This is a genomic window from Paraburkholderia sp. RHO2, assembly GCF_050955445.1.
In the GTDB taxonomy this organism is placed as follows: domain Bacteria; phylum Actinomycetota; class Actinomycetes; order Mycobacteriales; family Mycobacteriaceae; genus Prescottella; species Prescottella agglutinans_A.
On record NZ_CP162618.1, the window covers coordinates 118039 to 142592 of the forward strand.

The 24554-nt window shown below is 65.7% G+C and carries 19 protein-coding genes and 2 pseudogenes; 8 read left to right on the forward strand and 13 right to left on the reverse strand.

What is annotated here, in order from left to right:
* Nucleotides 1–1448: 1448 nt before the first annotated feature.
* Nucleotides 1449–1676 (forward strand): hypothetical protein, encoded by a 228-nt coding sequence (locus tag ABTV10_RS25650; protein WP_499035699.1) that lies wholly within the window; start codon nt 1449–1451, stop codon nt 1674–1676.
* A 1181-nt stretch (nt 1677–2857) separates the two neighbouring features.
* Here ABTV10_RS25650 and ABTV10_RS25655 read toward each other — a convergent pair.
* Nucleotides 2858–3220: a hypothetical protein gene (locus ABTV10_RS25655; RefSeq protein ID WP_499035700.1), complete on the reverse strand. Its 363-nt coding sequence runs from the start codon at nt 3218–3220 to the stop codon at nt 2858–2860.
* A gap of 92 nt (nt 3221–3312) precedes the next feature.
* The gene (locus ABTV10_RS25660) at nt 3313–3585 is read right to left on the reverse strand and encodes a hypothetical protein (RefSeq protein WP_499035702.1); all 273 of its coding nucleotides are present in this window, start codon (nt 3583–3585) and stop codon (nt 3313–3315) included.
* Between the two features lie 158 nt (nt 3586–3743).
* Between ABTV10_RS25660 and ABTV10_RS25665 the strand changes: the two are divergent.
* Nucleotides 3744–4010: pseudogene (locus ABTV10_RS25665) on the forward strand (hypothetical protein); the annotation flags it as partial.
* A 168-nt stretch (nt 4011–4178) separates the two neighbouring features.
* On the opposite strand, the gene ABTV10_RS25670 reads toward ABTV10_RS25665, so the two are convergent.
* Nucleotides 4179–4694: a hypothetical protein gene (locus ABTV10_RS25670; RefSeq protein WP_499035703.1), complete on the reverse strand. Its 516-nt coding sequence runs from the start codon at nt 4692–4694 to the stop codon at nt 4179–4181.
* Between the two features lie 99 nt (nt 4695–4793).
* Between ABTV10_RS25670 and ABTV10_RS25675 the strand changes: the two genes are divergently transcribed.
* The gene (locus tag ABTV10_RS25675; protein WP_499035704.1) at nt 4794–4946 is read left to right on the forward strand and encodes a hypothetical protein; all 153 of its coding nucleotides are present in this window, start codon (nt 4794–4796) and stop codon (nt 4944–4946) included.
* A 263-nt stretch (nt 4947–5209) separates the two neighbouring features.
* Here ABTV10_RS25675 and ABTV10_RS25680 read toward each other — a convergent pair whose 3' ends face one another.
* The 4 genes and pseudogenes from ABTV10_RS25680 to ABTV10_RS25695 all read right to left on the reverse strand — a co-directional run bounded on the left by ABTV10_RS25680 (nt 5210) and on the right by ABTV10_RS25695 (nt 9626).
* The gene (locus ABTV10_RS25680; protein WP_499035705.1) at nt 5210–5968 is read right to left on the reverse strand and encodes a DUF4839 domain-containing protein; all 759 of its coding nucleotides are present in this window, start codon (nt 5966–5968) and stop codon (nt 5210–5212) included.
* A gap of 686 nt (nt 5969–6654) precedes the next feature.
* Nucleotides 6655–7200 (reverse strand): annotated as a pseudogene (locus ABTV10_RS25685) (peptide deformylase).
* A gap of 5 nt (nt 7201–7205) precedes the next feature.
* The gene (gene msrA / locus ABTV10_RS25690; RefSeq protein ID WP_499035706.1) at nt 7206–7718 is read right to left on the reverse strand and encodes a peptide-methionine (S)-S-oxide reductase MsrA; all 513 of its coding nucleotides are present in this window, start codon (nt 7716–7718) and stop codon (nt 7206–7208) included.
* A 456-nt stretch (nt 7719–8174) separates the two neighbouring features.
* A complete protein-coding gene (locus tag ABTV10_RS25695; RefSeq protein ID WP_499035707.1) occupies nt 8175–9626 on the reverse strand; it encodes a DHA2 family efflux MFS transporter permease subunit in 1452 nt (483 codons plus the stop codon).
* 61 nt (nt 9627–9687) lie between these two features.
* Between ABTV10_RS25695 and ABTV10_RS25700 the strand changes: the two genes are divergently transcribed.
* Complete coding sequence (locus ABTV10_RS25700) at nt 9688–10314, forward strand: TetR/AcrR family transcriptional regulator (protein ID WP_499035708.1); 627 nt, start codon at nt 9688–9690, stop codon at nt 10312–10314.
* 216 nt (nt 10315–10530) lie between these two features.
* Here the strand turns inward: ABTV10_RS25700 and ABTV10_RS25705 are convergent, their stop codons facing one another.
* Complete coding sequence (locus tag ABTV10_RS25705) at nt 10531–12093, reverse strand: MFS transporter (protein WP_499035709.1); 1563 nt, start codon at nt 12091–12093, stop codon at nt 10531–10533.
* A gap of 88 nt (nt 12094–12181) precedes the next feature.
* Between ABTV10_RS25705 and ABTV10_RS25710 the strand changes: the two genes are divergently transcribed.
* A complete protein-coding gene (locus ABTV10_RS25710; protein ID WP_499035710.1) occupies nt 12182–12724 on the forward strand; it encodes a TetR/AcrR family transcriptional regulator in 543 nt (180 codons plus the stop codon).
* 503 nt (nt 12725–13227) lie between these two features.
* Here ABTV10_RS25710 and ABTV10_RS25715 read toward each other — a convergent pair.
* Together ABTV10_RS25715 and ABTV10_RS25720 are read right to left on the reverse strand one after the other, a co-directional pair.
* Nucleotides 13228–15513 carry a hypothetical protein gene (locus ABTV10_RS25715; RefSeq protein ID WP_499035711.1) on the reverse strand — a complete coding sequence of 762 codons (2286 nt, stop codon included), beginning with the start codon at nt 15511–15513 and terminating at the stop codon, nt 13228–13230.
* Complete coding sequence (locus tag ABTV10_RS25720) at nt 15510–16250, reverse strand: ABC transporter ATP-binding protein (protein ID WP_499035712.1); 741 nt, start codon at nt 16248–16250, stop codon at nt 15510–15512. The genes ABTV10_RS25715 and ABTV10_RS25720 overlap by 4 nt, the downstream gene beginning before the upstream one ends.
* A gap of 879 nt (nt 16251–17129) precedes the next feature.
* Here ABTV10_RS25720 and ABTV10_RS25725 point away from each other — a divergent pair.
* A complete protein-coding gene (locus ABTV10_RS25725; protein ID WP_499035713.1) occupies nt 17130–18074 on the forward strand; it encodes a hypothetical protein in 945 nt (314 codons plus the stop codon).
* 537 nt (nt 18075–18611) lie between these two features.
* On the opposite strand, the gene ABTV10_RS25730 is transcribed toward ABTV10_RS25725, so the two are convergent.
* The gene (locus tag ABTV10_RS25730) at nt 18612–20543 is read right to left on the reverse strand and encodes an FtsX-like permease family protein (RefSeq protein WP_499035714.1); all 1932 of its coding nucleotides are present in this window, start codon (nt 20541–20543) and stop codon (nt 18612–18614) included.
* A complete protein-coding gene (locus ABTV10_RS25735) occupies nt 20540–21289 on the reverse strand; it encodes an ABC transporter ATP-binding protein (protein WP_499035715.1) in 750 nt (249 codons plus the stop codon). Before ABTV10_RS25735 ends, ABTV10_RS25730 begins: the two co-directional genes overlap by 4 nt.
* Nucleotides 21290–21399: 110 nt before the next feature.
* Here ABTV10_RS25735 and ABTV10_RS25740 point away from each other — a divergent pair, with 110 nt between their 5' ends.
* Both ABTV10_RS25740 and ABTV10_RS25745 read left to right on the forward strand, forming a co-directional pair.
* Nucleotides 21400–22674 carry a sensor histidine kinase gene (locus tag ABTV10_RS25740; RefSeq protein ID WP_499035716.1) on the forward strand — a complete coding sequence of 425 codons (1275 nt, stop codon included), beginning with the start codon at nt 21400–21402 and terminating at the stop codon, nt 22672–22674.
* A complete protein-coding gene (locus tag ABTV10_RS25745) occupies nt 22671–23357 on the forward strand; it encodes a response regulator transcription factor (RefSeq protein ID WP_499035717.1) in 687 nt (228 codons plus the stop codon). Before ABTV10_RS25740 ends, ABTV10_RS25745 begins: the two co-directional genes overlap by 4 nt.
* Here the strand turns inward: ABTV10_RS25745 and ABTV10_RS25750 are convergent, their stop codons facing one another.
* Nucleotides 23358–23711, reverse strand: a complete 354-nt coding sequence (locus ABTV10_RS25750) for a hypothetical protein (RefSeq protein ID WP_499035718.1) — start codon at nt 23709–23711, stop codon at nt 23358–23360. It lies immediately after the preceding gene.
* Nucleotides 23712–24554 lie beyond the last annotated feature (843 nt).

The following is a 24554-nucleotide window of genomic DNA, read 5'->3' on the forward strand; positions in this document are numbered from 1 at the left end:
GGGTGGGCATCATGGACTCCGGATCCCATGAGGTCGTCACCGAACCCGGGTCCACAGCGGTCTTCCTCCAGAGAAGGCGCAAGAAGGAACCCGGAACCACGGACTCTCGGGTGCCCCCGGTCTCAAGTTGAGCGAGCTGGCGACCTCAGTTGTGCCAACTAGGCTGTCCATTTGCCAACTATGGTGACCACCGCGCCAACTAGGCTGTCCATTTGCTTAACGTCGCGTCAGAAGACAGCGGAGGAGGCTGGGTGATGTTTGCTAGATAATATGGGTTATCTAGCAAACCTGATGGATTTGGCTGGGAATCGCGTTTGAGCCGCCGCCCACACAGCGCGCGCGAGCGGTTTGCATCTTCCAAGATCGTCGGAAGCTACGGGGTGTGAATCGTGACGAAAGTTAGCAACTCTTCAGGTAGTTGGCATTTGGTATGACCGGTAAGTGGCCGATCAGGCCGCTGGCATCCCTTCACAACGGGTTGACGAGCTGCGCGATCGTTCGCTGTAACGTTCAGGCGTCGTCATTTGCCCTTCCGCAGCATTCGGTCGTCGCCGCGAGTGCGAGCGCTGTACGCGATGGCCGATCTCGTACACCGGCCTTCGCGCCTGAGTTAGGCTCGCCCACTTCGGCGCCCCTACGAGACCTCCCAGCTATTTCATCACAGTGACGAATAAGCGTGATCGCCCCCTCTGTGCCCGGGTGGCCGCACCGGGGCGATCTGCCACCCTCCGATTCCGGTCAGTGGCTGTTCGTGCTGCTCGCCCAGCCGCGGACAGGCCAACGCTAGTCGTCCCCTTTCCACTTCTCTGACGGGGGCCGCGCCACCGCCGTTGGCACGGTCCGGCCGGCCACAGCGCCGCAACTACCGTCCGCCTGGACGGGGCGTCGACGACCTCGACCTCGCATATTTGACGACCCATCCCCCGGCCACAAGCACGCTGGTTTCTAATCTGAGCGCATGGCCGGAGGAACAGTACTGGCATTGCGCCCGAGGAACTAGCTCTCGCTTCGGGTTTCTGACTCTGGTCAGTGAATCGCGAATACGTTGCGGCGCAAATCGTTCGATGTTGGAAGCCTCGTACCACCGGGCTTGCCCACCTATGCTCATGTCTTCCACCCCGTCCACCGCAGCCGCCGCGACGAGTGGACTCGAAGCAACTGGCGAACCCGCCGCCGAACAACACGGCCAATCGCTCACGCTGCGATTAGCTCGCAGACCATCACTGGGACCCACCGTCCCGGTTACGATCCAGAAGAAGGCTCCCTGCCTCAACCGGTAGCCCACATCCTCGCGACGATTCCCAACAGTGGTTGCGCCACAACACAATTCCAATCAACCCCTGCAGGCCCCTCCAGACCGCCCCCGGCCAGCACCGGGCCGCCCCGACCGGCGCGGCCCAGGACGTGTCATCCGCCCAGGTCAGAGCGGGAAAGGCTGCAGTCCAACCGTGCCCACCATCCGACACGCTGACCCGCTGAAGATCGCTGCCGTCTGCCTCGCCGGGGCAATCACCAGCTCCGCCCTGGTACCGCTCGCGCTAGTACTCTTCGCGACCGTGCCGCCCCTCGGCGTCATCCTGCTCGCCATCACCACCGCACTCGCACCTGTCCTACTCTGTACCTCCATCGGATTCCTCACCCGCTCGATCTTGCTCAGCCGACGCACCCGGACGTGACATCACCCCAGCTCAGAGCGCGACTGCCCCCACACCGTAGAAGGGTGTGGGGGCCGAGAACGAGGGCTGAAGCGATCGACCAGGCAGATGACCGGGACCGGCCCGGCTGCTACAGGCTGGCCCCACCCACGTCAGACCGGACGAACCTCGGTGCCGTCACGTCGTCGTCAAGGAACCGGACCACGATCCCCTCACGCTCCACACCGACCAAGTCCAATCCGGCAGGGCCGCCCACGCGTCCCCCAGATCCACGCGCTCCCTCACCAGCAGATCGTCCTCCGAACTGATTCCACCAACCGGCGAAGAGGTTCCACTTGAGTATCCCCGGCCGCACGCCCTGCTTCAGCGGATTCACGCACCACAAGTCCGGTAGTAGTTCAATCACAACGGCCCCTACAGACGCACGGTGGGACGTGTCATCAGTGCAGGCCCAGTCTCAGAGTCGATCCGAAGCTCGATGCCGCCGATGAACGTCAACCGCTCGACATCGACGAACAGGCCCCGGGGGCGCTGATCACGCGGGCTCACTCTCGCAGCGAAGCAGCGCCGCCGTCAGGGTGCCGCTGGACGCCGGGTCCTGAGCGCGCCAGGCGATATGCCCCTCGGGCGCACCAGCAGGGCCCCGGTGTCAGCGAGCCCGCACACGCGACGCAGCCGGTCCCACGGGTCACAGGGTGCACCCTGTGACCGGAACACCTTGTCGGGCAGCATCATCGACCTGATCGCGCCACTGCGCTGTCGGCGGGGCCATGAATCAGAGTGAACCTGGCGCCGATCAGTTCGAGAGTCGAGCGCGCCCCGACCGAATCGCACGGGCAGTGAACGCGGGAAGCGTGGCGCGGTGCGTTTGCCGTATGCGGGCGGCCAGCACGCCGCGATCAGTCTCCATACCTACGAGGCTACTGGCGCCCATCCGGCGCGAGCAGCGACGTCATGGCAACGAAAATCAGTGGTTGAGCTGCATAGACGACACGTCCCCTCGTCGGGCAGGGACCACCTTGCGCGACGCGCTGCCCGAGCACAATCGGGGGTGTGCTCAGGCACCGTTTGCACCCCGCCGAAGAGCCGGAGCGCGGCCGTGCGAGTAGCCCGCGCACGGCTCTTCTGTGTTCTGCTCGTCCGTCGGAGACCAGAGAGACCGCGGCGCCCTCGGGCGGTGAACTGTGGAGCCCTGCTGGAATTCAGCACGTCTCGAGCGGGTCGGCCTGTCCGAGCAGTTCCGCGAACGGGGTCCCGGTCCGCGCGGCGAGGATGCGTCGGGCCCGCACCTGCGCCCGGGTACGGGGACGGAACTTCGGATCCCGCCCACACCCGCACGGCTCGAAACCCTCGTAGCGCAGCCCGGCACCCATGACCACGGCAACGACCGACCATGCCTTCCGATCGCTACGGCGAGGTGCCGCGAAGTCATGGCCGGCACACAGCAGCGGCCCGTCGCAATTCGGGCACCTGTGTCCGCCCTCCATGGGATGCCGCTTGAAGCTGATCCGGCACGATACGCACGCGTAGTGCAGCTTGTAGTGGACGAACGCGTAGGTACACACGGACTGAACGTACCGACGACACTTCCTCGCGGCCAGCAGATTCCGCTTCCGTCGACGACGGCCCCGCCGTCGTGCGCCTGCGACGCTCGGATTCAGCGCATCATCACAATGGCGAGGACGATTACGACAACGAGTTCGAGGCACCCCAACATCGCGGCGGCGAAGGCAATCCAGCTGCCGGTCTCGTGGGGTCGACGGTCAGCTTCGTACAGCCCGAGAATCCCGAAAACGACTGCGACCGGGGCCAGACCGATGAGGGCAGCGAACAGCGCGATCTGTGCGGACACGTTTGTCCGCTCCGCGGCCGTCTGCTCCTCGAGCAGGTCGTACACGTCCTCAATGGTCGGGACTGCAGTCGTGGTCATGGCCGGAGACGATACGTCGCCCAGCACTCCGCCGTCGCGGTTCAATCCAATCCGGATCTCGGTATCACTCCTGCGGGTGGATGAGCTTCTTCGGCGTCTTGGCGAACACCAGCGGGCCGGCCATCGCTCCTGATCCGGCTTCCCGCACCGTCGGCAGCATGGGCGACGTCCTCCTCCAGATCACCACCGACAACACATGGATTCAGCCGCCGACAGTCGTGGACTCCGACCCAATCCCGATTCCACACAGCCCCCACGCGGTGGCATACCTGCTGCGTACCCGAGCCGATCTGGAGCCGCTACCGGTGCCCGAAGCCGAGGCGCGACTCGCCGACCTCGGACACCACAACCCTCGGCTGTACACCGACCACCGAATCGTCTCCCCCGGTCTTCGATCCGCGTTGCTGCGACTGTGGAACCTCTGACCAACCGAGGGACGGTTAGTTCGGGACCTGTCGGCGTAGCTCGTCCTCCTTGAAGTAGCCGAGGAATGCGCTCGTCAACTCAGTCCATGAACTCCAGTCGGCATTCTCGTCCAGATGCTCGATGGCCGGCCCAAGTGATGAATCCCCCCGCGCAGGACAGTGCTCGACTCAGTGCAAGGCGCCGATCCAATGGCGCGGGGTGTCGATCGTCTGCGTCGGCACCCGGATCGGGGCCGCGTCCTCGTCGAGGTAGAGGCGGTAGACGGTCCGGCCGTGCTCGGGAAGTCCGGTGTCCGGGTTGATGCCGCCGAGCAGGTAGATCCACTGGGCGTCGTCGTCGAACTCCGCGAAAACTGCTCGGGCCCACGCCTCCGGCTCCCGCAGCTGCACGTGCCGGCGGGCGCCAGTCTCGGTGTCGGTGCTCGTCACGGTCACGGTCACGGTCACGACGGTCCCTGTAGCGGCCGGGTCCCATCGCCGCGGACCGACGGCGAACCGCCGGCAGGTGATCGCGACGGTGAGGGTGATGTTCTCGGTCGCAAGTGCTTCTGCCACAGCGATGGTCGTCGAGTCATCGAGCGCACCGGTGGCGAAGGAAGGGAGCATACCGGTGGCGAAGGAAGGGAGCACGGACAGGTGCGCCCGGCGTATGCGGGCGGCCAGAACGGCGCGATCAGTCTCCACACCACCCACGCTGCTGCGAACCCTGGGTAACCATCAACGGAGGTGTGGCGGAAACCTGTGCATGATCTGGACAGATGACACGTCCCCCACACGCCGTACGTGTCCTCACTCACCCGGAACACGATCGCCCGTGAACTCGGGTACTCCGCCGGCACCGTCACCAAAGCGGCCCGGCACCTCATCGTCGTCAGCCGCGGTGTCCTCGTCCATCCGTTCGCCGACGAGTCGCTTAAGCCAGCCGAGGCTAACTGACGAGCTTCGCCAGCGTGGACGTCCGGCCCGACTGGCTGCTGATCGACGACGTCCTCGTCCACGTAGTCGGCGCATGGGTGCAGGTCGAGAACGGGAACCTGCGAAGCGCCACGAAGCCCTTGCGAAGCTCGTCGCGGACCTCCGCGCCCGAAGCGACGCGACCGAGCAGGGCTACTCCCGCTGCCGAGTTCGTCGCTGGGGTCGAGGATGCCAACGGCGCAGTCAACGACTTCACCGAGGAGGCTTCCCCGGGTCGCGGAGGGCTAGCGGACGGCGGTGGTAACCGGCTCAAGGAGGAACAGGCACGACCGCTCCTCATAGCGGTCGACTTCTGCCGTGACGCTCAGGTTCGTCCTCACACCGATCGTGTCCGGCACCGAGCCGGTCCAGTGCATGTCGGACATGGTGTTTTCGTCACGGAACTGGAAGGCCGGCCCGGTCGCGGACGTTTCGCTGTAGTCGCCCGCGTTGATGAGGATGTCGTATCTGGTCTTCGCGTCCCCATGGGGTGTCAACGCGCCGATGTTGCCCGGGAACGCGATCGTCTGACCACGATGAGCCGCAGCGAACGCTGCGATGTCAGGCGCGCAGTAGTCAGTCCCCGCGAGGAGAGCCGCGAGCTCAGGACTGTTCTCAGACGTGAGGACAACGTCGCCAGGTTCCGGCGATGGTGCCGGTGCCGCGTCTGTCGATTCCGGGGACGGTTGCTCGCTCGGCGCAGCTGCTGTTTCGCTCGGCACAGGGCTCGCGGATTCTGCTGGGGCAGCGTTCCTCTCGCCGATCACCCCAACGGTAAAGATGATCGCGAGCGCAAGCACGAACACGCCGCCACCGACGATCCAAAGGAGCGGGCGAGACTTGGGCTTCGGGCGTCGGAACGTGATCTCTGTCTGCACCTTCCCGGGCGCCTGAGAGGCAACCTCCCAGCCATCTGTTTCCCACTTCTTGATGGTCCGCGACTCCATGCCGCGGATCGCGCGGACCGTCTTCGTCTCGTACGTGACTTCGGTGTCCGTTGTCATGCCCATAACCCCCAGATTCATGCCAGAAAGTGACCGGCCTCGCCGGAGCTTTACCGACCTCACGATCCTCCGCCCAATCGCGACACCCCGTCGGGATCAAGCCCCCGCCGCTCCCCACCGGTTCCTCGAACCGGCCGCGAACTGAAGTGATGCAACGCCGCGCACCGGTGACCGTCGGCCCTTCTCCGCCGAGGCGTTCCCACCCGCCGGGGATGGGGTGACCTTGCGCGACGCGGTGCCCGAGCGCAGTCGGGGGTGTGCTCGCGCACCGCACCGTCGAATGTAGCCACTGGCACCGTATCTCGTGGCGACTGTGCTTCAACTCTCAATCAATCATCCCTCGCTCGTCCGGCTGACCGTGTCACACGATGCTGTCGCCGCTTCAACCGCGCGACAGGATGCCCCCGCCCGGAAGCCGGAACAGGGGACGCGTCTCGTGGTGGCAAGGTCGGGCGTCACGATGCGCAAGGTCACCCCGCACGTCGAGGAAGCGGGCCAGTGCCACGGCCTGCTCCCAGCTCGGATACAGGCTGCCGACCTCCTTAACTGGACTCGGAATATGAGGCCATGACGTTGGTGACTCCGGTCTGAAGCTTGTCCGCGGGGGGCCGGTCGCGGGCGGCAGTGTGGCGCCGGCGGCAGTTGACGAGACCGACGGCGAGTGGTGCATCCGCGTGGACCACCGATCACCAACCGAACGGGTCGTGGTCGGCACCCGGTAGCCACGCGTTTCCGGGCACCGACCACACCCATGGCGTTTGATCATCTTGCGCGCACCACGGTGGTTACGGCCGATCAACCGATCGAGGTAGAGGAGCCCGGTGAGGTGGTCGGTTTCGTGTTGCAGGCACCGGGCGAGATAGCCGGTGCCTTCGACGGAGATCGGTTCGCCCGAGCTGTCGAGACCGGTCACGCGGGGCCCAGTGGCCGCGGCCCGTCGGGTACCGCTCCCCCGGAACCGACAGGCATCCCTCGAGATCGTCGGGGTCGGGCATCGTCTCAGGCAGCGCCGAGGTCTCGAGGGTCGGGTTGATGAGGTGCCCACGGTGACGACGGCCCTCGTCAACCATAGGTTCTATCCCGCACTGCGCTTGCGCCTTAACTAACTGAGATGTCTGTGTGTCTGTCAAGTTCGGAGGATGTTCGAACTGGACGTGACGGCCGGGGTGGTGCGGACCTGTAAGGGAAGTAGCGGTCCGCTCACACTCGGCAGTCCCTGACGAACAGTTCACCCTGATTAGGTGGTAGATCGACTCGTCGGCAACTTCCAGTGAAGCCGAGGGAAATGGCAGGTATAGCCATCCGGGTAGTGCTGGAGGTAGTTCTGATGCTGGGCCTCAGCCTCCCAGAACGTGCCCGCTGGGGTCACCTCTGTAACTACCTTGCCGGGCCACAGACGTGAGTCCTCTATATCGACGATGGTGCCCAGCGCGACGCGCTTCTGCTCCTGGTCGAGATAGAAGATCGCCGACCGATAGCTGGATCCGAAGTCGCGACCCTGGTAGTTCAGGGTCGTTGGATCGTGAATCTGGAAGAAGAATTCCAGCAGCGCTCGGTAGTCCGTCTGCGTGGGATCGTAGACAATCTCGACAGCCTCCGCATGACCCGGATGATTGCGATACGTGGGACGATCGTTGCTCCCACCGGTGTAGCCAACCCGGGTCGACACCACACCCGGCTGCTTACGAATCAAGTCCTCCATCCCCCAGAAGCACCCGCCTGCCAAAATCGCCTTACGTGTGTCAACCATCCCTCCCCCTCATCCAAAAGCCTTATGGGTACGCAGCATTCCGCTGCGACCCTACGGGCGAAATCACTGAGCGTTCTCACTGTAGTGGTCCAAGGTTGGCCGCCCGTGGCTCCGGTGAGGAGCGGTTGGAGATAAGCCTGGACAAGCCAACCGTTACCGTTTGATTCTGTGACGCTGGCACCTTCACTCAGCATCGACCGTCCGCATGGTGAGCCACTTGAGTTGGTCATCTCGCATAGTGCGCCAGAGGCGTTTCGCTACTTGCCGTTTGAGGCAGCGCATTGGCTCGCGGGACGTCTTGCCTTCGGCCATCTTTCGCTGGTGGTAGGTGTATCCGTCGCTGCTCGGTGTTCGGGCTTGAGTGACGGCGACGATGTGGATAGCGGCGTTCAGGGAGCGATCGCCGGTGACCGGGCGCGTCGGCGAGAGGTGAGTCATCACAGACGATGTGTGGCGCTATCGGTCTCCTTGGGTGGCCTGCTCTGTTTCGGTACTGTTGGCGTCCGCCACTCGAGCGGCAGCCGCGAGCACTGCCACGAGAGCAGCGATGATCGCTGCGACCATGATGGCGACGCTGTATCCCTGCACGAGGCGCTCCAACGAGGCCGAGGCGCTCGAGTGCGCGGTCACCGCGCCGGCGGTGGACGCCAGGACCGCGAGTCCGACCGCACCGCCTGTGCCCCGTGCAGTGTTGGCCAGTCCTGATGCGAGGCCCGCGTGCTCGGCGTCGATGCCGGTGGTGGCCAGGGCGATACACGGCATGATGACGATGCTCGCCCCCGCGGCCCACACGAGCGTGGGTCCGAGAATGTGCAACACGTAGCCGCTGTGCGTGGTGATGGCGGAGAGCCAGACGAGGCCGGCCGCCATCAGCAGGCCTCCCGCGGCGATGAGACGGCGTACCCCGAATGCGGCAAGCAGCGACCTCGAGGCGAGCGCACCGAGCGTGAGCACGATGCTCATCGGTACCAGTGCGAGACCGGTCTCCAGTGGGCTGCTTCCGAGAACTTGCTGCAGGTAGAGCGACAAGAAGTACATCGTGGCGGTCATGATCGCACCGAGTCCCGCGATGACGGTGTTCGCGACCACGATGTTGCGTCGGCGCAGAATCGACAATGGCACAAGTGGTTTCGAGCTGCGCTGCTCGACGAGAACGAACAGTCCGAGAAGAGCAACCGCGGCAACAAGGGGCACCACGACGTAGGCCGACGCCCAGCCGTGCGCCCCAGCTTGGGAGATGCCATAGGTCAGCGCGCCGGCGCCGAGGGTGACCGTCACCGCGCCGGGCACGTCGAGAGCCCACCTCGTACGCACCTGCGCCGGCGCGAGGGTCGCCGTCGCCACGATCCACAGCGCCGCGCCGATCGGGACGTTGATCAGCAGTACCCAGCGCCACCCCAGGGCCCCGGTGATCACACCGCCCAGCACCAGGCCGAGCGCACCCGCCGAGCTGGAGGTGGCGCTCCAGATCGCCAACGCGCGAGCACGGCGTTTGCCGGCGTGGGTCGCGGTGAGCAGGCTCAGGCTGCTCGGCGCCAACGCCGCCGCACCGATACCCTGCGCCAGACGCGCCGCGATCAGCACAGTCGGGTCGTGAGCGAGACCGCCCGCGAGGCTCGCGAGGGTGAACACCGCGATCCCCGCGAGGAAAACTCGCCGATGACCGATGAAATCGGCGGCCCGAGCGGCGAGCAGCAACAGGCCGCCGAAGGTGACCAGATACCCATTGACGACCCACTGCAGCGGCGATGGCGACATGCCCAGATCGAGACCTATCTGGGGCAGAGCCACGTTCACCACCAGCCCGTCCAGGACCACCATCAGCTGCGCGCCACACGCCAGGACGAGCACCACGGCCAATGGAACACGGGGCTTCGCCACCGAGGACGGGAGGTAAACACTGTTCACTTGGGTGACGGTAGAGCGTGCCCGAGGCGGTGGTCAACCCTCCGCCGTAGGCTCGACAGCCGTGGCTGCACGTGGACTGACCCGGGACCGACTCGTGGCGATCGCCCACGACTACGTGGCCGAACACGGCCTCGACGCCCTGACGATGCGGCGCCTGGCCGGCGCCGCCGACGTCTCCCCCGGCGCCATCTACAAGCACTTCCGCGACCAACGCGACCTGCGCCGCGCGATGGCCGACGCCATCTACGCCACCATCGACCTGTCCGACATCGACACCGACCAACCGACCCCCGAACAGGTGATCACCTGCTGCATGCGCATGCGGTCCGCGATGCTGAAATTTCGAGACGGCGGCCGCATCGTCGCCGGGTCCTACTCGCCGTTCGCCGCGACGGCGGCTCTCGGCGCAACACTACGCACGCTCCTGCAAGCGATTGCCCTGCCGGCCTTCGACGCAGGGAACCTCGCATACGTGCTGCGCAACTTCACCGTCGGATTCGTCATCGAGGAACAGGCCTACCTCGGCCTGGTCGCCAGCGGCGAATGGGACAATCTCATTCAGACGCCTCCCGGCCACGAACGAGCCGAACCGGACGGCGCCTCCGACGCCATCACCATCCTCGGCGACGATCGCGACCAGCGGTTTCGCGCAGGCATCGAAGCGATCCTCGCCGGAACCGTCGCCTAGCCCAAACCCGGCACCAGTCGCTCGGGAGGCGCACATCCCCGGCCTGCGGCCCCGCCACCTGCCAATCGATGGCCCCGTAGCGCCCCGACCAGCTACGAACGGCCATCACCTGCCAGGTGAAGCCGCGGACAGACTCGGGCACACCCGAATCATGCGAGTGGCCGTATGTTCCGCACGAAGAACGTTTACGTGTCCCACAGGAGCGGTGGATTCAAGCTACGCGTCGACCGACGGCGCGGACTGCGACGGTCGACGGTTGCCGAGGGTAAGCAGCGCCAGACCCGCCGCCGCGACCATCAAGATCATGCCGATGAGCGAGGTGATCTCGACGCCGGTGTCGAACGCCGCCCCGGCCGAATCCAGCAGTGCGGCACTTTGAGCGGCGGGGAGACCCTCCGCCACCTGATGTGCCCCGCCGAGCGTCTCGCGGGCAGTGTCCGCCGCACCCGCCATGACGCCTTCGGGCACAACGAGGTTCGCACGGTACGACGCCGTGAGGATCGTACCGAGGACCGCCGTCCCGAGCACAGCGCCGAGTTCGTAGGCGGTCTCGGAAACCGCCGACGCCGCACCAGCTTTTGCTGCGGGAACACTGGAGACGATCAGATCGTTCGAGATCGTCTCCGCTGCACCGATGCCCGCACCCAGGATCGCGAACGCCGCGAGGATCGGCGTGACGGACTCCGGCGACGCGAACAGGTACACAGTCGCGTAGCCGAACGCCGACAACACCAATCCGACGACCACGATGGTCACCGGCTGCACCTTCCGCACGAGCGGCACCACCGCGAGACCGGCGACCACCATGACTGCCAGACCGGGCAGGAGGCTGATCCCGGCCTGCATCGGGCTCTGCCCGCTCACTAGCTGCAGGTGCTGCGAGACGAAGAACAGGAAACCGACCAGCGAGAACACGCTGAGCAGGTTCACCGCCACCGCACCCGAGAACACGGGCACCTTGAACAGGCGAACATCGAGCATCGGGACCTCGCGCCGCAACTGGCGGCGGACGAACAGTGTGGTACTGACCACGCCGACGACCGCGGGCACCACGGTGAGGAGCAGGGACCCGTCCTTCGCGAGATTCTTGATCGCGAACACGATCGGCGCGAGCGCGAGCAACGACAGTGCGATGCTCACCAAGTCGACCGGACCGGGATGCGGATCTCGCGACTCGGGCACGAAGATCGGCGCCAGCACCAAGAGGGGAATCAGCACCAGGACCGCGAGCAGGAAGACCGAGCCCCACCAGTAGTGCTCGAGCAGGAATCCACCCACGATCGGACCCAACGCCGCACCGGCCGCGAAACACGAGGCCCAGATCGCGATCGCCAGTCGACGTTGTGAGGCGTCGACGAAGACGTTGCGCAGCAACGACAGCGTCGACGGCATGAGCATCGCACCGAACACACCCAGGACAGCCCGGGACGCGATCAGCATCTCGGCGGACGGCGCGTATGCGGCGAAGGCTGAGACTGCCGCGAAGCCCGTCGCACCGATCAGGAGTAGACGCCGGCGGCCGAACCGATCGCCGAGGCTGCCCATCGGGACCAGGAGTCCGGCCAGCACCAGCGGATAGATGTCGATGATCCAGAGCTGCTGGACGCCGGTCGGCGCGAGAGACGCCGATATCGACGGCAGCGCGAAAGACAACACCGTGTTGTCCACGGACACCAGCAGCACCGGGAGCATCAGGACGGCGAGCGCGCCCCACTCCCGAGGTCCGGCCTTGGCGGTCTGCGCGGTCGTGTCGCTTACGGCGCGGACTGTGGTCGACATGGGGAGGGACTCCAACCGGGTGCACGAGTAGGAACATCGTTACTGTACCAGCCGGACGGTTCAGTAACGATGCGATTATCATCGGGCCGTGCCCCCTCCCCCTGCCGCCCGCTCCAAGATCCTGGATGCGTTCGTACGCATCCTCATCGAGCAGGGCGAGCGCGCCGCCACCCTCGAGGCCGTGGCGTCGGCCGCCGGTGTCTCGAAGGGCGGTCTGCTCTACCACTTCGCCTCGAAGGAGGCGCTCGTCGAAGGCCTCATCGCGTATCTCGACGAACTCGCAGCGGCCGATGCAGCCGTCATGGCCACCGCCCCGGAGGGGCCCGCGGCCTACTACGTGCGCACCTCCAACTACGAGGACACCCTCCTCGACCGCGCGATCATCGCGACCATGCGGCTGAGCCAGGGTGCGAACGCACGCGCCCAAGGGGCGCTGCGCGGCATCCACGCCCGATGGATGGACGCACTGAGCGAGGAGATTCCGAACCGGAACGTAGCGCGCGCGGTGATGCTGATGGGCGATGGCCTGTACTACAACGCCGCGATGTCCGGCGCGCGGAGCCTCGTCACCGACGAAGAGATGTGCGAGCTGCTCGAGATCGTTCGGCGCGTGGTGCAGTCCGACGCGTAACTACGAAGCGACGACGCCCGGCGACCGGTTCCACCACCGACCTGGATTCGACCCCGGATGGCCACGCCAGCATCGGCGCCGCCGCGGCGCACATCGTGGCAAGGCGATCCTGGCGGCCGACCACTGCATGTGCGGCGGAGATCCTCGGTTCTGACGACGACTACGGTGGCGGTTGGCTGTTTGTGTGGCATTGAGAATCGGTCGAGCAGGCCGAGTCCGCCGTAACGCCGGTAGCGGTGTTCCCGCTTCGAGGCACGTTAGGTCCCCACCCGAGAGCGGCGCAGGCCCGCCACCCGATCTCCGAGGCCTGCACAACGACCATCCTCGTACGCTACCGATCTGCCGCCGGCGTGATCGAGGCTGATCGGGGCCCGCCGCGATCGCAACTGCTGTTAATCGCCGGAACCGGGGGTCTGCCCCGACGCTGCATTCACTTGAACGACCTGCGGATGCGGAACCTGACGGCACCCCCATGGTGGGTTGGCGCTTCAGCTGTTCGGCGTCTACCGATCCGGGGGAACCTCACTGGTTCCCCCGGGGGAATCTCCCGGTTCGACCGACCGAACACCGATCACCGCACCCGCTGCCGCGACGATGACGGCGCCTACGCTGACCACCCAGGTCCATTCGCTGAGCCGCAGTGTGCCCACACCCGCTCCAAGGGCCGCGGTCGGGAAGAGCGACAGCAGGCTGGCCAGGATGGCGATCACGGCAGCTACGGCGACCGCCGACGTGACTTCGACGATCAACCGCGTCGTCCGCTGCGTCCGTGTCGTGCCCTGCCTGCGGAGTGCGTGTAGCGCGCTCTTGCGACCGTAGATTCCGAGGACGATGGATCCGGACAGTGCAGCGGCGCAGTAGATCACGAGGACCGCAATGACCAGTGCGGAGCTGGGGTCGACCTCGACCTGCCCCTGAGCGCTCAGATCTCCCAAGGACGCTGAACTTCCGTCGCGGCCGGCGGCGGTGACGAGGCGCGCGGCCGAGTACGGTGCATAGCTGGCCGCGGCGACTGTCGTGTTCGGCATCAGCATCTGGCCGAAGATCAGGTCCCGGTCGTAGGTGAACCGCATCGTCAGCGTCTGTGTCGACCCGTCCGGTAGCGGTACGGAGTACCGCTGGCCGACGGCCCAACCGCGTTTGCCTGCGAGCGAGGCGGATGCTGCGAACTCGTCGGGCTCGAGGTCCCTCGCAGTCCCGGAGGTGTCACCGGGATCGAGTAGACCAGTTGCCAGCATGGCGGAGGGGACGCCCACCACCGTCCAGTCGGCGTCATCTGGGGTGTCAGTTCCGCGGATCTGCTCGCGAATGAGCGCATCCCCGAAATCGGTGGCGGGCGCTCGCGACACCTCCACGCCCACGGTGCTTTCGCTCCCCTGATACTCGTACGCCGCGCGGAGGGTCGGCTGGAGCCCGAACAAGGTGGAGGCGAGGGCTACAGCAACCAGGACCGGTGTGCCCACCGAAACGACCAGCCCGTCGTAGAACTTGATGTCGGCGGCAACGAGTCGGCCCAACCTCCGATCGACGACCGCCCATCCGGCGCCGACCAGTCTGACCAGCGGCAGCACGATCCACGGCGCGAGTAGTGCCGTGATGGGCGCGAGCAACATCACCATCGAGAAGCCGATCATGGCCCCGGACACTCGGTCCAACAGAACCATCGGCATGATCATCGTCGCGCTGGCCGCGATCAGGATCAGCCCGCCGATGAGTCGCCCCCGCGTCCGCGACGAGCGTTGCTGGCGAGGGGGCCGCAACGCATCCGATGGCGCGCACGTCCAGACCCGACGCATCGAGACGCTGCCTGACAGAACCGCAACGAGCAGCACCGCCAGCCCCGACAGCAGCACTCCCGCCCACAGCCCGAATCCGAGATGCCACGCCACGCGCGGGTCGACGACTCCGGTGCGGTGCAAGAACGTGAGCAGGCCCCAACTCGCCGGGACACCGCACACGACACCGACGATGGTCGGAACCACGGCGGCACCCAGGAACGTCTGCAGGTGCAGCCTGACCGTCTGCACCCGGCTGGCGCCGACGGCGCGCACCACCGCCAACGCCGGCAGCATGTGCACGGTCACGAGCGCCATCAGCGATGACAGCACCACCACGGCGAGGAGCACGACGAATCCCGTGATCGTCGAAACCGCTTCCAATGCCCCTGCGAGATCAGGTGTCTCGACGATCCCCAGGTCCCGCCCCACCGCGTCCATGTGCGATGCCAACCAACCGCAGCCCGCGGCAACACTTGCGATGTCCGCGGTCGCCGAGCCTGCCCCTGTCACCGCGATCGCAGGAACTCGCTCACTCCCGGCGATTCGTTGAAGAACGTCGTCGTCGACGACCACGGCCGCGAGAGGATCGCTGCGGGCAACATCCGTGTCGGCTGAATACGCCAACCCCTCGACACGTCGCACGTCCGTTGTGTGTGGCCGTGCCTCGTCGGTCATCACCTCGGTGAGCGAGCGGCCGACCAGTAACGTGGGAGCGCCGTCGACGGCCGCGCGCCGAATCGTGATCGGCGTCGCGCGAAGCGAAGGGTCCACGTCGTGCAGCCGAGTCTCGACGTCTGCTGCCGAGCACGACGCAGCGGGCGCCGTCACCATGGCCGCTGTGTCGGCACGAAAGGCTCCATCGGTGCCGGGGGCCGTGGACGCGAACAGGCCGAGCAACGCCCCGAGCGCCGAACAGACGAACGCGGTTGTGAAGACGACGAACGCGACCGCCCGCCAGGCCGCGGAATCGTTGCGCCGCAGCGACGTGCCGATGATCGACGCGCCGATCATAGCTGCGCTCGGGCAGTCAGTTCGCCGTCGACCAGTTCCAGCACATCGTCCGCGGCGCGAGCCGCCCGTGGATCGTGGGTCACCACGATCACGGTCGCCTGATGCGCGACGCACAAGTCGCGCAGGAGCGCCATTACCTCGGCTGCACTGCGGTCATCCAACGCCGACGTCGGCTCGTCGGCGAACACAACAGACGGGTGCATGATCAGAGCCCGTGCGATCCCGACGCGTTGCTTCTGGCCGCCCGAGAGTTCACCGGGTAGTCGCGAGGAAAGGTCTCCGAGGCCGACGCTCCCCAGCAGATCCTGCGCTCTGGCGGCTATCTCGCGCATCGGTGCACGCGACAGGCGGGCCGGCAGTAGGACGTTCTCGATCACCGACAGCGACTCGATCAGCGAATGCTGCTGGAAGACGAACCCGATCTCCGATCTGCGGAGCTTGGCGAGCTTCCTGTCCGATAGGAGCGTCAGGTCGATGCCGGCGAGCTGCACACTGCCTGCGGACGGTTGAGCCAGCCCCGACGCGCACTCAAGAAAGGTGGTCTTTCCGCTTCCCGACGCACCCAGCACGCAATACAACCGTGCTGCATCGAAACTCGCGTTGACACCGTCGAGCACCAACGGGCCCGCCGGGCCGTACCGCTTGGACACGTTACAGAGCATCAACCGCTTGATATCCCCCACCCCCGCTTCACTGATATCGCGCTCACTATTGGCTACGAAGCCCGAGACACCCACCAGCCCAACAACTGGGTTCGGATCACGAGGTCGCAAACCGCAAGAATTGACCATACCGGCCGTCCGGCTTTTGAGGTAGTTCGGTTAGGCTCGTGCAATGACCGCGGACGTGGGGCACGAAGATTGCACCGTACGGATCGATGACCAGGGCATCACCATCAAGCGCTACTACTCCCCCCCGATCCCCTAACCGAAGCGGATCCCCTTCGCTCGGATCAAAGACGTAGGTTCCACATTGCTTCCTGCCATCAACGGTCGGTGGAGGATCTGGGGCACTACAGATTTCGGAACTTGGTACAACCTGGATCCGCGGCGTCCCCGGAAGGGTTCCGCCGTAGCTGTCGATACAGGCGCGTGGATCTCTCCCGGGTTCACGCCGGACGAGCCAGACACGGTTGTCGCCCTGATCCGTCGCGAGATCGGTCAGGTGGATTGAGAGTCTCACCAGAGTCGGCGAACGAACGGAGCATCGGTTCGTTCGCCGAATGCTGATGGCTGTCAAGCGGACCGCGCAGTCGGCGTCCTGACTGCCCGTCCGGTACGTGTGACCGGGTTTGGTGACCTTGCTCGCCGAGCTGTTGGCCTCACCCGCACTTCGCGACCTGCTCCGCGTCCGGGCTGCCTGAACCTTTGCTAGCTACTTTGACCACCATGGCGCCGCACGATTAATCATCTCAGTTGCCACTCCACAGGTCAGTGCCCCGAGAAACGACAACTATGGTGACGATTCACAGCTCCAAGCCGTCGCCCGTCCCCGAGGCGGTTTCCGTTCCCGCTTGCTGCGGGCGGTTCGTTCTCCGTCGACTTCGTCGGGCGGCTGACGGTCGACGGTCCAGAGTGTATCCAGATGTCGGTGCTGCTCGTCCGTATCGTGTACTCGTGACTTTCGTAATTGCGCAGATCACTGGAGACGACGGTGATCTGGCACTCATCGCCGACACGAAGGTGACCGTTGCGAACGACGAGCGAGCAACTCGCCAGTCCTACCCGCGCCCGTGTCTGAAGGTGGTGATCCTCGATGATGACCTAGCGGCTGGGTTCGCTGGAGACGCCCCCGCTACCGCACTGCGTCACCTGGTCGGGCTGCGCGGTAGGTCGATCGACGAGGTCCTCGATGATTTGGTGGAGTACACCGCTGACGTCAGCGCGATCCACGGAGCCTCGAAGTCGTTCGTGATCGCCAAGAGAGCGCCCGATCCGCAGCTCTGGACGGTTTGCAACGGTGATGCAGAGGATCGCACCACGATCGGAACGGCATGGGTGGGTGACCGGGACGCCCACCGGGCCTACACCCGGCGCTACATGGAGTGGCCGCCTGACTCCGCCGAGATCGATCGATTCCAGTCGTCGGTCACAGCTGTTATCGACAGTGGCGAAGTCCCGACAGTCGGCGGCTATGCGGTCTGCGCCGCAGGAACAGCCTCGTCCCCTTTCCGATTCATCGTTGACTTCGGGTTCACCGGGCCGTGGTCCTCAGAGCTTTCCGTCACCGAAGACGACGGAGGAGCGACGTCGCTGTGGAGGACTGTGCCTCCATGTGGCGATACCACCGAACACATTCGCGTTTCCGTTCCGGGTGAAGGCAGCACCTTCGGTGCCCTTGCTCACTATGTCCCGGAGTGTGATGTCGCGTTGCTTCATCCTCACGAGGACCCGTATTCGGAGCCGATTGAGCTGTGTGTTCGCTCTATCCACGAGTTGCTGGACACTGCAGCCACCCAGCACGGGCAGCGCTTGCAGATGCCGACCGACTACATGACGAGCGACGGCGACGGCCTGCTGCTGTCGGCCGGTGGTGACACCTGCGCGGACTCGGATCTTTGACGTAGAAACCGGCGCGGGTCTGCGGTGGGGCTAATCCAACCGGCACCGCCGCATCACTCGTCAATCCAGCGCACACGTCGACCGAGCCCGAGTCCGAGTCCACGCGGGGAGTTCGCGAACAATTGCCAACTATCTCGACCACGATCGCCGCCAGATGTAGTCACGGTGGTTGTCACACGGCAGGTCAGGGCGCCGGGATATGACAACTACGATGGCGATTCACAGCGAGCCGCCGGCGCCTGCGGCACAGCGGCGGGTTCGCCACGCCGCCACGGTCGGTCCGTCGACTGTACCGACCGGAGTGCAGGTCGAGTTGTTGGATCGACTACGAGCGGAGGACGCACGCTTGCGCGCCGAAACCGCGTGCCTGCATCTACTGCACGGACTGAGAGCAGAGACGGCGGTGAAATCCAGTGTCGCCGCCCCTTCAGAATGAACACCGGTTGGAAGCGCTCAAGGGCCTGGCCCGGTGCAATACCGGACCAGACCCTCGCTGTTTAGACGCCTACTCTGCCAGTTCAGTGGGTCAGCCTCGGCTCACTCTGGGGTGCCGACCGCGCGTATCGCGCTGACGCGCAGCGCGGATAGGGTCGACACGATGGAGGTGGCCGCGGTCAGCGCCATTGTCAGCGCGGTGAGGCCGAGTAGCAGCGTCCAGGGGACTGCGATGACGGCGGTGCCGTATGCGCGGAATGTTGCGATCCACAGCCCGACGAGGGCCGTCACTGCGGCGACTGCTCCGAGGAACAGACCGATAAGTATTGCTGAGAGCGACTCCGCGACAACCAAACCCACGACCTGTCGGCGTGTGGTTCCTGACAGTCTAAGTATGGCCAGCTCTCGCCGTCGTTGTCCGATCGAGATCGCGACGGTGCTCAGCACACTGATCAGGGCGTACAGGCTGCCGAGTCCGACGATTGCGCCCATCACCCCGCGGTTCTCACGGTCTTTCGTCGACGAGTCGTCCTGTGCTGCCGCCGTTGGTGTTTCGATGCGGGTCGCCCCGAGTGCGGCGAGCTCGGCGCGCACCAGGTCGAGGTCGGCGTCTGGTTCGAGCTGTACGAGCGCGGTCGTGGACCGCTCGAGCATCTGTGCGGGTAAGATCGCGCGGTCGATGTAGAAGCCATCCGTCCCGGCCAGTGTCTCCGGCATGCGCGCGGCTTCTGTCAGGGGGATGGCGGTGCCATCGACCTCGAGCGTGATCTGCTCGTACTCGCCGTTGACCATCAGGCTGTCCAGCCCGTTCCCGAACACGATGCGCCCGGGGCCGAAGTCGTCGAGATCGCCTGACGCGGGCTGCAAGAGCCGCGTCAGGCGGAAGCGGTCCGGGTCGACCGCAACCACCGTTCCCGGGCCGTCCAGGACCACGCCGCCGCGGGTGAGCCTCACGGCGAGCGGGACGATCGTCTCGGGCGCCGCGACGGCGATCCCGGGAATCGTCTCGGCCCTCCCGGCCTCGAACGTCGCTCCGGATACGACGAGATCCGCTCGGATCATGCGACTGCGCTCGAACTCGGCCGCCGCGGTTTGGGTATCGAGAATGCCCTGCAGGCCCATCACAAGACTCACCAGGACGATCATCGGGGCCGCGCAGGATGCCGTGCGGCGCACCGCGTCACGGAGGTTCGCCACTGCGACCGCGGTCACTGGACGCTGCCCGGCGAGAGCGGAGACGACGCGCGCGACGGCGGGCACCAGCAACGGTGCGAGACAGCTCATCGCCACGGAAGTGGTGACGACGATGCCCAGGCTGAGCAGCAGCGGGATGAGCATCCCCCCGTTGGTGGCCGAGAAGTACACCTGGACCACGGAGAGCAGGACGGCGATCATCGCGGTCAGCCACCGCCGCACCCCCATCACCCGACGTTCCGTCTCGCCCCGCCGCAGCACCTCCAGGGGCCGGACACGCGTCGCGCGTCGCGCGACCCCCCAGGCCACGACGATCGTGACAGACACCGCAACGACCAGATCGAGGATCAGAACGGTGGGCTGGACGGGCGAGTCGATCCCAGCCGGCAGCACGCCCAGACCGCTGAGGATCACCCGCTGCACCGGCGTCAATGCAAGGCCGAGTGCCGCACCGACGAGCGTTCCCAGCAGCGCGATCAGGGCCGCCTCCCCAAGCAGCACACGACGAATCTGCCCTGCGGTGACGCCCACGATGCGCAGCATCGCGAGGTCACATCGACGTTGGTCGACGGCGAAGCCAATCGTCGAGGCGACCACGAATATTGTGAGAAAAGCACCGAGCATCACGGTCATTCCGGTGAGCGTGTTCGCGGCGCCGGCCGCCTGGCGGAACGCTTCGGACGCCTCTGGTGTCATGGTCGCGGGCGGCGCGGTGTTCTCGACACCGAGGATGATCGTCATACCGGCATGCACGATTCCCACACCGATCGCCACCGCAGCAATCGTCCCGACGAACAACTGCCACCGATCGAGAAAGGTACGGGCCGCGAGCGCGATCACAGCTGGAACTCCAAGTCGGCGAGAGTAGCGGCGATCTTCGGCGCATCGGCACCGTCCAGGGTCCGCACCACACGTCCGTCGCGCAGGAACGCCACGTGGTTGGCGCAGGAGGCAGCCTGCGGATCGTGCGTCACCATGAGGATGGTCTGGCCCTGGCTGTCAACGAGGTCGCGCAGAAGTCCCAGGACGACGGCAGCGGACGCGCTGTCGAGAGCTCCAGTCGGTTCGTCGGCGAAGAGGACGCTGGGACGCGCAGCCAGCGCGCGTGCGATGGCGACACGCTGTTGCTGTCCGCCGGACAGTTCCCGCGGCTTCTGGTGCGCATGACCAGCCAGGCCGAGCGCACCCAGAGCGTCCCGTGCCGCCGAGTCGGCCTTGCGAACGCCGGCCAGCCGCAGCGGAAGACTCACGTTCTGTACCGCTGTCAGTGCGGCGACCAGGTTGAACTGCTGAAAGACGAAGCCGATGTCGGTGCGGCGCAGGCGAGTGAGCGTGTCGTCACTCAGTGTGCTGATGTCGCGGCCGTTGAGGAAGATCCGGCCGGAGTCAGGGACGTCCAACCCGGCGGCACAGTTCATGAGCGTGGATTTGCCCGAGCCTGACGGCCCCATGATTGCCGTCCACGACCCTCTGCGGCATCCCAGCGTGACGCGGTCGAGCGCAACGAACGCGTCCGCGCCGGAGGGATAGGTCCGCGTGACGTCCTGAAGGTGAAGCACTGTGTTCGTCGGTTCCGGTTCGATCATGCTTCCACTCCACCGGGTCGCGTCGGTGCCGTCAGTCGGTCTGAACCGTGAAGTCACGGTAGGGCTGGCTCTACCGCGCAGGCCTGGGACCAGCACCTAGTATCCCGAGGATGAACGGCAGCACGTCGACATCCCCCGCGTTGGTGCCTGTGGCTCGCTGGCGCGCGGTGACATACGTCGCCACCACGGTCACACGCACGCTGCTCGCGGTCGCCGCATCGGCACTCCTGGCGGCACCGATCCTGATCGCAACGACCGAAAACCACTGGGGCGCAGAGCGCACAGGCGCGTTCCTCGTCGCTGGACTCGTGGTGCTGGGGGTCGGCTTGCCTCTCTCCGCGGCCGTCCTCGCGAAGACGGACTGGGTCGCCGCCGAGGCGCTGCACGACGGCGCGGAGGCAGCACGACCTGATATCCAACTGAGTGAACCGAAGACCCTCGTGCGCCCGATCGCCTACACGGTCGTCATGCTCACTTTGGGCGGCGCAATCGCGGTGCTTGTGCTGCTCGCGGCGATCGGTTCGGTTGTCGCCTTGTTCAGCCCGTACCTGGCGATCACGGGAGACACCGCTGTCATCGGCCCATTCACCATTTCGACGGTGGCGCACAGCATCCTCGCGGCCGGCGTCGGTGCAGTTCTACTTGCCCTGCTGGTGTGGGTATCGCCAACCCTTGCGTACGCACATGCGCGACTCGTCCGGCAGATGCTGACCCGGCCGGAACAGTCTCTGCGGCAAGACCTCACGGCGACCGCGCAGTCGAGGGCGCGGCTGGTACGTGCCTTCGACATCGAGCGCCGTCACATCGAACGCGACCTGCATGACGCGATCCAGCCGCAGCTGCTGTCGGTGAGTATGGCGCTAGGCCTCGCCCTCGACTCGCTCCCGCAGGACGTCCCCGGACGGGACGACGTCGTGCGCGCCCAGCAGCAGGCCCGGAAGACCCTCGACGACCTGCGCAGGGTCGTGCGGAACATCCACCCCCAAGTACTCATCGACCACGGCCTCAGTGCCGCAATCAGAGAGGTCGCCGACGGCTTCGCCATCCCGGTCACGGTAGAGGACCTGTTGGGCGCCCGCCTGGCGCCGGACGTCGAGACGAACCTCTACTTCTGTGTATCCGAACTGCTGTCAAACATCGTGAAGCACAGCGCGGCCAGCCGCGCCGACATCCTGCTACACCGTCCCGCGCCTGATCAGGTCCACATCGTCGTCCGCGACGACGGATGCGGCGGCGCCGGCGCCCGGAGCCTCGATGACGGCGGGCTAAGTGGGATCACCGACCGCATCGCCGCACTGGACGGCACTCTTCTCATCGACTCGCCCCTCGGCGGGCCGACGCTCATCACCGTCGAGGCTGCCGTCCCTGACGGAGCCGCGGCATGACCGCGGTACGACCCGATCCGTCCGCGCCGCTGCGCGTGGTCCTTGCGGAAGACAACACGCTGCTGCGCGAGGGGCTGCAAATGCTACTGGAGCGCAACGGCTTCGTCGCCGTCGCGGCCGTCGGGACGGCGGACGAGCTCCTGGCGGCGTGCAGGAAGCACGATCCCGACCTTGTCGTCACCGACGTGCGGATGCCACCGGAGTACCGTTCCGAGGGACTGGCAGCCGCATCACAACTGCGGCAAGAGAGGCCAACGCTGCCAATCGTGGTGCTCAGCCAGTACATCGAGCAAAGCTACGTCGCCGAACTGCTCGACGGCGCCGGCGGATCCGGGATCGGCTATCTGCTGAAGGACCGCGTCAGCGATGTCCGGGAATTCGCGGACACCCTGCGTCGGGTGCACTCCGGCGGCACGGCGGTCGATCCCGCCGTGATCAGCCAGATGATCAGCCGGCGACGCGACCCGCTCGCGCAGCTCACCCCCCGCGAGCGCGAGGTCCTCGTGGTCGTCGCGGAGGGGCACTCGAACGCCGCCATCGCGAGGATGCTGTTCATCAGCGAGGCCGCCGTGGTCAAGCACATCGGCAACATCATGATGAAGCTCGACATCCCACCCAACAACGACCAGAACCGCCGGGTCGCGGCGGTTCTGGCCTACCTTCAGACGCAAGACCGATACTGATCATCCAGTCGATGTGGGAACCCCGTTGATGTAGACCTCGGTCCCTTCCGGTACGACTATCGAGTAACTGCCTTCGCAATACCCGATGACGCCGTCCCCACACGGCGTGTCCAGGTTCAGGCTGCTGCCACTGAGCGACCACGCCGGAGTGCTCGCGCTCTTGCCCATCGTCTCCGTCTGCACCTTGACGACGACCTCTTTGGCTCCTGCCTCAGATGAGACAGTGACCGGCATGTTCGCGTGTGAGTTCACGACGTCCAATCGCTGCCCGCCGAAGACGAACGACTCCTCACGCTCCTCTGTGCTGGAACAGCTGGTCAACATCATTGCCCCGATCACAATGGTCGCGGCCACACCCGCATGAAGGAAATTTCTCATACAGGTATTCCAGCCGTCGAGCCATGGTGGCGGCATAGGCCAGACCCGTACATTCAGGGTAGACCCAGCCCTACCCCAGCTCGCTGGACGTGCGCTACGTATCGATCACTCGAGAGGCTGCCTCGACTGCATATCCATTCGTGCGCAAACTGCGGATGACGCCGCGAGAACACCGCCATCCATCGCCGAGAGTCACACATCACTGGGCTTTCCGGAGGCTTCGGTACGCGGACTGGCGATCCCGCACGGAGCCGACAGGACCCGGAGCGCCACGGATGCCCTCTGGGACGAGCTCTCACAACGGGGAGGCCGCGACGAGAACCGCCAAAGGTAACAACATGGTTTGACCAACGAACAGCAGCGAACAATTGCCACTTGGATGACGAAGATCGCGCGGTGTGGTCGTCAACCTAGTTGTCACACCGCAGGTCAGAGCGCCAGGAGATGCCAACTAGCCTGGCGATTCACACGCGAGCGAGCGCTGTGAATCGGCGCCGAAGTTGGCATTCGTCAGATAGCTGGCATCTCCAGCAGTTCCGTTGCGGCCGGGACGACGTGCCGTGCGGTGCCGTCAAGTCGATCGGCCGGTGTCATTGTCGAGCGCTCGGATCAGTTGGCATCTAGTGGGTGATGCCCGCACACATCCTTCCCCGATACGCCTCCCCGGCTCCTCACCGTTCGCGCCGCTGCTGCCCGGCGGCCATTCGTCAACGCCGACGAGTTCGCCGAGGACCGCTGAAACTATGCAGCCGAAGAACACTCCTACGAAGCCGCGCATTGGGGGCTCAACACAGTGTGGGCCATGAGTGGGTGCCAGTC

Excerpts from the sequence above, each read along its gene's own strand:
- ABTV10_RS25660 (WP_499035702.1), bottom strand. The coding sequence starts at position 3,585 with ATGACCACGACTGCAGTCCCGACCATTGAGGACGTGTACGACCTGCTC.
- ABTV10_RS25680 (WP_499035705.1), bottom strand. The coding sequence starts at position 5,968 with ATGACAACGGACACCGAAGTCACGTACGAGACGAAGACGGTCCGCGCG.
- msrA (WP_499035706.1), bottom strand. The coding sequence starts at position 7,718 with ATGGTTGACACACGTAAGGCGATTTTGGCAGGCGGGTGCTTCTGGGGG.
- ABTV10_RS25705 (WP_499035709.1), bottom strand. The coding sequence starts at position 12,093 with ATGTCGACCACAGTCCGCGCCGTAAGCGACACGACCGCGCAGACCGCC.
- ABTV10_RS25715 (WP_499035711.1), bottom strand. The coding sequence starts at position 15,513 with ATGATCGGCGCGTCGATCATCGGCACGTCGCTGCGGCGCAACGATTCC.
- ABTV10_RS25735 (WP_499035715.1), bottom strand. The coding sequence starts at position 21,289 with ATGATCGAACCGGAACCGACGAACACAGTGCTTCACCTTCAGGACGTC.
- ABTV10_RS25740 (WP_499035716.1), top strand. The coding sequence starts at position 21,400 with ATGAACGGCAGCACGTCGACATCCCCCGCGTTGGTGCCTGTGGCTCGC.
- ABTV10_RS25745 (WP_499035717.1), top strand. The coding sequence starts at position 22,671 with ATGACCGCGGTACGACCCGATCCGTCCGCGCCGCTGCGCGTGGTCCTT.